Genomic DNA, 8,962 nt, shown 5'->3' with positions numbered 1-8,962 from the left:
GCTCTGATAACCATTCTTTTAAAAGTATAATGCTTATAAGTGCCCTTCTTAACGCCTCCCTATAAACTGATGAAAAGCAACCAGTACAAAATAGCCAACTAAAAACGATGACTTTGTCAAAGTCACACTACATAAGCCGCACTATAAAAAAGCATTGATTTATTATACCAATAAAAAACAGACTATTATTAGCCGTGAATACCGCCAGCGAGCGACATAACCATGATACCGACACTATATTAAACACCTTAATATACAAACGAGCTCACAGCTGGAACTTTTAGAAATATGTTGTATATGTTGACCACAAGCAAGTTGGGCGTTTTAATAGTGAGACTAAGCCCAATTTTGATAAATTAATTACAGCTATTAAAAAGGCTATTTAAGATATTTAAATTTAAACTGGTACATGTAGTAACAAGTAGACTAGACTAACGGTAAATATGGTTAAAAATACACCACAATTAAATGGGAGAATTTATGGCAGTAGCAAGTGCAAGACATATACTAGTAGATAGCGAAGCGCAATGCTTAGACTTAAAAAGCAAAATAGAGCAAGGTGAAGGCTTTGCAGAGCTTGCCAAAGAACACTCAAACTGTCCGTCTGGCCAAGACGGTGGTGCACTAGGTGAGTTTGGTCCAGGCATGATGGTACCAGAGTTTGATAAGGTTGTTTTTTCTGCGCCACTTAATCAAGTGCAAGGCCCAGTACAAACACAGTTCGGTTATCACTTATTAGAAGTAACAAGCCGTACTGAGTAAATGTACAATTTATAATTTAATCGATATAAGCCGTGTTCATTTATTGAGTACGGCTTTCTTTTGAGTAAAAATTTTATTGTGCCAACACTCTGGTTTTGATATTAAGAATGATAAAATAATTTTAATCTACAAATGAACTAGTTATTGAAACATTAAACTATTTAAATAGTCATTTAACTGATAAAAATTAAAGGCTATGAATAGTGATACTGCTTACTTGATTGAGTTTAACGCTACTTCTCAGTTAATTGCGTTGCAAACATATAGCCTAAAAAAAGCGCCAAGCAAACCAGTCCACGTAACTAATATAAAAGGTAAAAAGCATGAGTGATATTGAAATTGAATCTGAACTAGTCAGTTTTGTTGAAAAAGTACGCCTTAGCGAGCAACTTTGGGCACTTGGTGCAGAAGATGGTGGCTTTGTAGTTTGCGAATCAAACCAGTTTGAAAACGCTGATGTATTACTTCTGTGGGAAAGTGAAGCCAGCGCTAAAGCGCAATGTAAAGAAGAGTGGGCAGGATACAGCCCTGTTGAAATTAGTGTTGTTGAGCTTTTAGATGAATGGGTTGAAGACTTAAAAATTGATGATGCCCTAGTTGGCTTAAATTGGAATGATGACCAAGTATGCATAGAAATAGAGCCGGTAGGCCTTGCCCGTGCATTAAGCGAATAACCCTACTTTAAACTCGCTAGTTTATTTGTTTAATAAAATTTGCAATAAACTAGCGAGTATTTTTGCTTTCAAGGTATTAAATTGAAATCCCATCTCGGCCGCAGGCCTTTTTCCGCTATGGAATTGCACACTATTAATCATGGTTATATTTATGGTGACCAGCGCTTACCCCATGAACAAGCTAAGCACTGGCACTTTTGGCTACCACTTATTGCCTATTATAGTGGTGCATATAGTGATGAAATTGGCCATTTAACACTTAGTGATCTTTGCGACACTACAATTCCTTGCTTTCATTTTCATACTAGCGGAAAAATAAAAGCCCGATTAGTACCTATTCATCAGGCGCTATTTGATGCAGGTTTGAGTGATTATATAAAAATGCTAAAGCTCAAAGGCCATACTCGATTACTATTTGACTTGCCTGCTAAATCTGGCCGTTATAGTGAAAAAGTACGAATTTGGTTTTCAGGTGAAGGCGAGCGCGCAGGTTACTTACAAAAGTGCAATATACCCAGTATTGATCAGCTTGGAATGAAAACCGCCATTAGTAGCCTTAGGCTTAACTTTGAGCAGCAAATTCGTATTTACGCGTTACAAGCAGCCAATAAAGACGCCTTTAATTATTTAATGGGTTTTAACAACTACTCAAACGATGCTTTTACCGATACCCACAGCCTTAACTTAATCATCCAACAAATTAGGGTAGTTAACCCGCAACTACATTGGCAACGTTTTATTTCAAGGCAATCTGACTGACAAGTTTTGTTACTAAGTTCTTCATTACTCAATTAATAAAAAACTGATAGGATGGCTTTGTATACATTCTAACAAGAAACTATCAGAGACTCCTATGTTCATTAAAAGCCTACTAACACTCAGTATTGCCTTAGCGGTAAGTTCAGCAAATGCCAATGAGTTTGTTATTGAAAAACTTGCTAAACCAAGTTCACAAAACGTTGATCTTACGCTCGACCCTGCACAAGATACTTTTAGCGGTAAAACCGAAATAGCCCTTGAAGTACTAAAACCGACCAAATATATTGAGCTAAACGGTGTTGATTACGCTACTCAAATGGCGCAACTATTCGGTGATGAAAATTGCGATTTAAGTACCGAAATGCTGAAAACAGGTAAAGTAAAATTTAGCTGTGATGAGCAGATCCAGCCAGGAAAATATACTTTAAAAATTGATTTTACCGCACCTTATAATCGCCAAAGTGTTGGTTTATATAAAACCCTTGATCAAGGGGTTCCTTATTTATTTACCCAATTTGAAATGAGTGATGCACGCCGCGCATTTCCGGTTTTTGATGAACCAAGCTATAAAATCCCTTTTCAATTGACCATTACTGCGCCAAGCTCACAAAAAGTGTACGCCAATACGCCAGAGCTTAAAACCGTAGTTAATGAGGATATGACCACTCACTTCTTTGATAAAACACCACCAATTCCCTCTTATTTAGTGGCAATGGCTGTAGGCCCATTTGAAGAGCGTGAAATAAAAGATATGGCAGTTCCAGGTCGCGTAATTACTCCGCAAGGTAAAATTCATTTAGGTGAATACGCCGAACAAAACATACCCAAAGTACTTAGCGCATTAGAGGATTATTTTGGCATTCCTTATGTGTATAAAAAGCTCGATTCAGTCGCAGTACCTGAGTTTCCATTCGGTGCAATGGAAAATGCGGGATTAGTCACTTACCGTGAAGATATTCTATTAGTTGATTTAGCCACAGCAACTCGTAGCAAAAAAGAGCGTAATATCTCTATTATTGCTCACGAACTTGCTCACCAATGGTACGGTAACTTAGTAACGATGAAATGGTGGAACGACTTATGGTTAAACGAAGCGTTTGCAAGCTGGATGGCGGCTAAAATTACCGCACAACTTAATCCTGAGTTTGAGTCGCACTTAGACTTACCACAAAACAAAGTAATGGCATTAGATTCCCGTTTAAGCACCAAGCCTATTCGTAAGCCGATTAAAACCGAAGCAGACATTATGGATGGTTTAGGTCTTGCCTACAGCAAAGGCAGTTCAGTACTCGCCATGGTTGAAAACTGGATTGGTGAAGATGCTTTTCAAAAAGGTATTCAAGCTTACCTTAAAGAGTTTTCGTATAAAAATGCTGAAGCTGCCGATTTATGGCAGGCACTGGGTAAAGCCTCAAATAAAGACGTAGCGAGTGTATTAAAGTCATTTATTGAGCAATCTTCGTTTCCACTGCTAAAAGTAAACCAACAAGGTAAATCAATCACCATAAACCAGAGCCGCTTTACTAACGCCGGTGTTGATGCGCCTGCACAGTTATGGAATGTACCCGTTGCGATTAAATATGGTGCAGGGGATAAAGTAAAAACAGCCAATATTTTACTAACCAAAGAAAACCAAAAAGTAGAGCTTGAGTTTGCACCTGAGTGGATTTATCCAGATCAAGGTGCGCTTGGTTATTACCGCTGGGTGCTTGATGAGCCGCAATTTGCTGCGTTAATCGATAATGCGGCTACAAACCTCAGTGTACGTGAGCGCTTAGCGCTATTATCAGCTGCGGATGCATTACTTGATGCAGGAGTAATATCAGCCGCGCACTTAATGCAAACATTAGAAACCTTTGTTAGCGACAAACACCCGCGCGTTGCAAATACAGCGCTGGGTTACTTAGCATCGAAAAAGCGTACTTTTGAAGATGGAAGCAACAAAGAGCTATGGCCTGAGTTTATTCGTAAAAGTATTACACCCGCAGCTAAGCAATACGGTTTAACAGCAAAAGAAGGTGAAGATGCGGGTATTTCACAGCTAAGAGGCCAAGTTGTTGCTCAGCTAGGTTTTGCTGGCGAAGATCAAAGTGTGATCAATACCGCAAAGGTGCAAGCCCAACTGTATTTAAATAACCCTGAGAAAGTAGACCCTTACTTAGCATCTACTTATTTAAACTTAGCGGCTTTGCATGGTGATAAAGCCTTACTAGACGTTTATAAAAATACTTTCAAAACCACGAAAGATCCACAAGTGCGTACTAAAATGCTTGCTGCAATGAGCTATTTTGGTAAACCAGAATTACAAAATGCAGTGCTTGAATATAGCTTAACAGATGAAGTAACCGCCTCTGATATGCGTACCATTATGTCTGGTCAAGCGTATACCGATGCGCGTGAAACCTTATTCATCAACTGGATTTACGCTAATTACGATAATGTAGTTGCTCAGCTACCCCCGTTTTTTGTGCCTAACTTACCGTTTTTCACCACTTCAGGTTGTAGTGAGGCAAGCTTACAAAAAACACAAAAGTTCTTTACTGATAAAATCAGTGAAGTCCCAGGTTATGCTCGGACATTAAGTAAATTAGAAGAAAGTGTAAATACTTGTATCGCACTCAAAGAGCGCGAGCTTGAATCAGTCAATAACTTCTTAAAGCGTTAACTACGTACCTTAAAAGCATAAACGGCAAGCTACTCGCTTGCCGTTTTTATTTGTATCTTTTTATATATTACTGAGAAATCGTATTCACTAACTTAGTAATAAATGCATCTGCGCCTTCGCGCGAGGTGATCTTGTAAGCTAAACCATAGTGAATAGGTTTCGCACTTTTAAATATACGAGTCGGAAAACGCGTCATTTCACTACTATGAAAAAAACCATCAATACGCGCTACACCATCAAGCGCTGAAAAATCGTCATTAAAAATTTCAAATATTGGCCGAATTATTATTTTAGGATGCCCCCCTTCACTATGAAGGTAAATTGCCTCTTTTGATTTTGGTAACATAAATTCGGTAATGTTTTTAATTTGAAAATTACTACGACAGCCCAACTCAATAATTAACTCTTTAACCTGCTCCGTGCTTACTGACATAAACGCCCTTTAGGTAAACTGTATTTCAGGTAACTTATTACTTTTTACAAACAAATGCTAGCTGCTCAGAAAAATAACTCATACGCGTAATCGTAGTATCGCAATAAGGCGTTAAATCAAGCCATAGTGATACTTCATCAGGTTTTATAAGAGAACGTTTATATACGCGGTTTTGTAGTGCATAAATTAAGGTGTGATCATTAATTAATATGAAATCTTGTAGTGATGGCGGCAAACGAAATAGCTCAGTTACTTCACCCGATTGAGGCTTAAAACTAGCAAGCCAATTTTGCTGCTCTTTTTGATAACTAAATAGATACTGATTGTTCGCGCTATTAAATAACAGAGTACGGCCAATATTATTTGCTACCACTTCAGGCTTTGCTGAGGCTACAGATGTGTATTGCAAAGTATGTGGCTCGCCTAAAATAAACATTACTAAATCGTCATTTACACCCCAAGCATGATAACCAACCGGCTCGATCCATTCAAAGATACGTTTTGGTGATGCTGACTTATCAAACGGGTAATACCATAATTTTTGCTTTGTATTATTTTCAACAACAATTGCAGAAAGCCCTTCACCAATAGGTGATAGTGTAGGTGAATATTCACTTACTTCACTATTGGTGAGGTTGGTAGTTTGCTTAGTAGCAAAGTCATAAAAGGCGATATCGGTTTGGCTTTGCTCATCTGCTATTACCTCTTTGGTAAAATAAATACCTTTTTCAGTTAATAATGGCTGATTAGTGTAACTATCGGCTTCTGTAATACGGCTCACTTTAAGGCCATGCGGTGTATTTAAATGCGCCAATAATATTTCACTTTTAGGCATAGCTGCATTAGTAACTAGTGGTGTAAGTGCCGCTACCGTGATGAACTGGGCCACCTTTAAAATTAAATTCATCATTTTCTCTAATTATTATTTTATTGTTCTATCATAACGCTATTTAAACATTCCGTCACTTGACCTACACTGTTAAGCTCTTTATAAATGACTAGAGCATAATAACGAGAATAACTATGTCAGCTAAACACCCTATAATTGCTATTACTGGTTCATCAGGTGCAGGAACTACAACAACGACGAATGCCATTAAGCATATATTTCGTAGTCTTAATATCGATGCTTCATTTATAGAAGGTGATAGCTTTCATCGCTATACTCGCCCTGAAATGGATAAAAAAATCCGTGAAGCACAAAGTGAAAGTAAACATATTAGTTATTTTGGCCGTGAAGCCAATGACTTTGGTGCTCTAGAAGAGCTATTTGGCACATACGGCGAAACAGGTTCTGGTAAGCTACGTCGTTATTTACATACCTTTGACGAAGCCGTACCTTATAACCAACTTCCAGGCACATTTACACCCTGGCAGGAACTTGAAAAAAACACCGACATTCTTTTTTACGAAGGTCTGCACGGTGCCGTTGTTGATCAAGATCATGACGTTGCAAAACATGTTGATTTACTGATTGGCATGGTGCCTATAATAAACCTTGAATGGATCCAAAAGCTTATTCGCGACACTTCTGAGCGCGGTCATTCTCGTGAAGCTGTAATGGGCTCTATCGTGCGTAGTATGGATGATTATATAAACCATATTACGCCGCAATTTTCTCGTACCCATATAAACTTCCAGCGCGTACCTACAGTTGATACATCGAATCCATTTAGCGCAAAAGATATTCCTTCACTTGATGAAAGCTTCGTAGTGATCCGATTTAGGGGCATTGATGATGCAGATTTCCCTTATTATCTGCGTATGATTGAGGGAAGCTTTATGTCACGAATTAATACCCTCGTAGTACCCGGTGGAAAGATGGGATTAGCAATGGAATTAGTTTTAACGCCACTGATAAAAGATATCATTTTAAAGAAACGCGCTCTTGAAAACTTAACACCAGTAGGCTTGCCGATTTGAATAACTCACGTACACTTCCCTATTACTTTTAACGGGAGCGCTCTGTATGAGTGAGTTATCATTAAAAATAATTGTCGGTTCTAAAAATCCAGTAAAGATTAATGCCGCTAAAAAAATATTCGAGCTTTATTACCCCAATCATAATATTGATTGTGAAGGGGTTGCTGCACCATCAAATGTGCCCGACCAACCTATTGGCGAAGAACAAACTCGCATAGGCGCACAAAATCGCGTGCAATATTGTCAAAAGCACTACCAAGCTGACTTCTACAGCGCAATGGAAGGCGGAGCAGAAAATTTTTCTTATGGCCCAGCCACGTTTGCATATGTCGTGATTGCTAATCACTCAGATTGCAGTATAGGACGCAGTAGTAACTTACCTTTACCATCAGCACTTTACAATTCACTTATCGAAGGTAAAGAGCTCGGTGATGTTATGGATACTGCATTTAGTACCACCAACATAAAACAACAAGGTGGTGCCATTGGCCTTTTAACTAACCATCAAGCAACGCGAGAAAGCACTTATATTCAAGCGCTGACACTTGCCATGGCGCCTTTTTTACACCCAACTTTATACAAGCTTTAACGGAGTAATAATGAAGTACAGCCACGTGTTATTTGATGCCGATGAAACCTTATTTAGTTTTGATGCTCAAGCAGGCCTAAAACACATGTTCAAAAGCTACAGTGTTGATTTTACAGCGGCTGATTACAGTTACTTTCAAGCGATAAACAAACCACTTTGGCTTGAATACCAAAATGACAAGATAACAGCAGTACATCTACAAGTTACCCGCTTTAGCGAGTGGTCAAAAAAGCTAAACGTACCAGCGAAAAAACTCAACGACGACTTTTTAACAGCTATGGCTGAAATTTGTAAGCCGTTGCCAGGAGCTATATCACTGCTTAACAAATTAAAACCCCATGCAAAGCTCGGTATTATTACTAATGGCTTTACACAGTTACAAGCTCGTCGTTTAAAGCAAACAGGCTTAGCTGACATGTTTGATTGGTTAGTGATCTCTGAGCAGGTCGGTATCGCAAAACCTAACCCAGGAATCTTTAATCACACATTTCAGTTAATGGGTAACCCACCAAAGAAAAAAATTCTTATGGTAGGCGACACGCCAAGTAGTGATATTTTAGGGGGTCAAAATGCAGGTATCGATACCTGCTGGCTACGTCATCCAGGTTCTAGCTTACCTGATAATATAAAACCAACGCATATCATTGATAACCTCCAACAACTAGAGCAAGTCCTAAAGCTCTAGTACTGTCTATGTGTAGGTTACGTACTACAGGGGCATAAATAGCGTAGCCACAAAGATACCTTATCGCAGATAACAAAAAACCCACTTCATCTCTGACGCGGGTTCTTCAATTTAAAACTTAGTAGTGTCATAGTGCCTAGAGCGGGCACGAGACACATCACAAATATGCGACTCTATGTTTCTTGATTCAATCACTGCTGAGCTCTTCATGGCTTCCTGACAGTTTACTCAGTCCCAAACTTATTAAACACCAGACAGCAAAAAACCCGTCACATTACTGTAACGGGTTTCTTTAATTTATATCCTGGTAATGTCCTACTTTCGCATAACAAATGCTACACTATCATCGGCGCTGTTTCGTTTCACTACTGAGTTCGGCATGGAGTCAGGTGGGTCCAAAACGCTATTTTCACCAAGAAAATTCTGTTTAATTTTCTTATTTTTAATTATTAAGTTTAAAGTCCTTCGACTG

The 8,962-nt window shown here is 38.7% G+C and carries 9 protein-coding genes and 1 rRNA gene; 7 read left to right on the top strand and 3 right to left on the bottom strand.

What is annotated here, in order from left to right:
* Window positions 1-480: 480 nt before the first annotated feature.
* The 4 genes from ACT3RM_RS15875 to ACT3RM_RS15860 all read left to right on the top strand — a co-directional run bounded on the left by ACT3RM_RS15875 (window position 481) and on the right by ACT3RM_RS15860 (window position 4,860).
* A complete protein-coding gene (locus ACT3RM_RS15875) occupies window positions 481-762 on the top strand; it encodes a peptidylprolyl isomerase (protein WP_441835837.1) in 282 nt (93 codons plus the stop codon).
* A gap of 323 nt (window positions 763-1,085) precedes the next feature.
* Window positions 1,086-1,436 (top strand): DUF2750 domain-containing protein, encoded by a 351-nt coding sequence (locus ACT3RM_RS15870; RefSeq protein WP_441835838.1) that lies wholly within the window; start codon window positions 1,086-1,088, stop codon window positions 1,434-1,436.
* A gap of 81 nt (window positions 1,437-1,517) precedes the next feature.
* The gene (locus ACT3RM_RS15865) at window positions 1,518-2,195 is read left to right on the top strand and encodes a hypothetical protein (RefSeq protein WP_441835839.1); all 678 of its coding nucleotides are present in this window, start codon (window positions 1,518-1,520) and stop codon (window positions 2,193-2,195) included.
* A gap of 94 nt (window positions 2,196-2,289) precedes the next feature.
* Complete coding sequence (locus tag ACT3RM_RS15860; RefSeq protein WP_441835840.1) at window positions 2,290-4,860, top strand: M1 family metallopeptidase; 2,571 nt, start codon at window positions 2,290-2,292, stop codon at window positions 4,858-4,860.
* A 67-nt stretch (window positions 4,861-4,927) separates the two neighbouring features.
* On the opposite strand, the gene ACT3RM_RS15855 is transcribed toward ACT3RM_RS15860, so the two are convergent.
* Entirely contained in the window at window positions 4,928-5,293 is a 366-nt protein-coding gene (locus ACT3RM_RS15855; RefSeq protein ID WP_441835841.1) for a hypothetical protein, read from the bottom strand.
* Between the two features lie 37 nt (window positions 5,294-5,330).
* A complete protein-coding gene (locus ACT3RM_RS15850) occupies window positions 5,331-6,200 on the bottom strand; it encodes a hypothetical protein (protein WP_441835842.1) in 870 nt (289 codons plus the stop codon).
* 116 nt (window positions 6,201-6,316) lie between these two features.
* On the opposite strand from ACT3RM_RS15850, the gene ACT3RM_RS15845 reads away from it, so the two are divergent.
* From ACT3RM_RS15845 to yjjG, 3 genes are read left to right on the top strand one after another with little or no spacing between them, the layout of a single operon-like run.
* Window positions 6,317-7,216 carry a phosphoribulokinase gene (locus ACT3RM_RS15845; RefSeq protein ID WP_441835843.1) on the top strand — a complete coding sequence of 300 codons (900 nt, stop codon included), beginning with the start codon at window positions 6,317-6,319 and terminating at the stop codon, window positions 7,214-7,216.
* Between the two features lie 46 nt (window positions 7,217-7,262).
* The gene (yjjX, locus tag ACT3RM_RS15840; protein ID WP_441835844.1) at window positions 7,263-7,805 is read left to right on the top strand and encodes an inosine/xanthosine triphosphatase; all 543 of its coding nucleotides are present in this window, start codon (window positions 7,263-7,265) and stop codon (window positions 7,803-7,805) included.
* A gap of 10 nt (window positions 7,806-7,815) precedes the next feature.
* Window positions 7,816-8,490, top strand: coding sequence for a pyrimidine 5'-nucleotidase (gene yjjG / locus ACT3RM_RS15835; RefSeq protein WP_441835845.1), 675 nt, complete (start codon window positions 7,816-7,818; stop codon window positions 8,488-8,490).
* A gap of 302 nt (window positions 8,491-8,792) precedes the next feature.
* Here the strand turns inward: yjjG and rrf are convergent.
* Window positions 8,793-8,907 (bottom strand): 5S ribosomal RNA (gene rrf, locus ACT3RM_RS15830).
* Window positions 8,908-8,962: the final 55 nt, after the last annotated feature.

It is taken from the genome of Pseudoalteromonas sp. AOP7-A1-14 (assembly GCF_052376275.1).
Lineage (GTDB): Bacteria > Pseudomonadota > Gammaproteobacteria > Enterobacterales > Alteromonadaceae > Pseudoalteromonas.
This window is presented reverse-complemented; position numbering and strand designations above follow the sequence as displayed.

Excerpts from the sequence above, each read along its gene's own strand:
- ACT3RM_RS15860 (WP_441835840.1), top strand. The coding sequence starts at position 2,290 with ATGTTCATTAAAAGCCTACTAACACTCAGTATTGCCTTAGCGGTAAGT.
- yjjX (WP_441835844.1), top strand. The coding sequence starts at position 7,263 with ATGAGTGAGTTATCATTAAAAATAATTGTCGGTTCTAAAAATCCAGTA.
- ACT3RM_RS15850 (WP_441835842.1), bottom strand. The coding sequence starts at position 6,200 with ATGAATTTAATTTTAAAGGTGGCCCAGTTCATCACGGTAGCGGCACTT.
- ACT3RM_RS15845 (WP_441835843.1), top strand. The coding sequence starts at position 6,317 with ATGTCAGCTAAACACCCTATAATTGCTATTACTGGTTCATCAGGTGCA.
- ACT3RM_RS15870 (WP_441835838.1), top strand. The coding sequence starts at position 1,086 with ATGAGTGATATTGAAATTGAATCTGAACTAGTCAGTTTTGTTGAAAAA.
- ACT3RM_RS15855 (WP_441835841.1), bottom strand. The coding sequence starts at position 5,293 with ATGTCAGTAAGCACGGAGCAGGTTAAAGAGTTAATTATTGAGTTGGGC.
- ACT3RM_RS15875 (WP_441835837.1), top strand. The coding sequence starts at position 481 with ATGGCAGTAGCAAGTGCAAGACATATACTAGTAGATAGCGAAGCGCAA.
- yjjG (WP_441835845.1), top strand. The coding sequence starts at position 7,816 with ATGAAGTACAGCCACGTGTTATTTGATGCCGATGAAACCTTATTTAGT.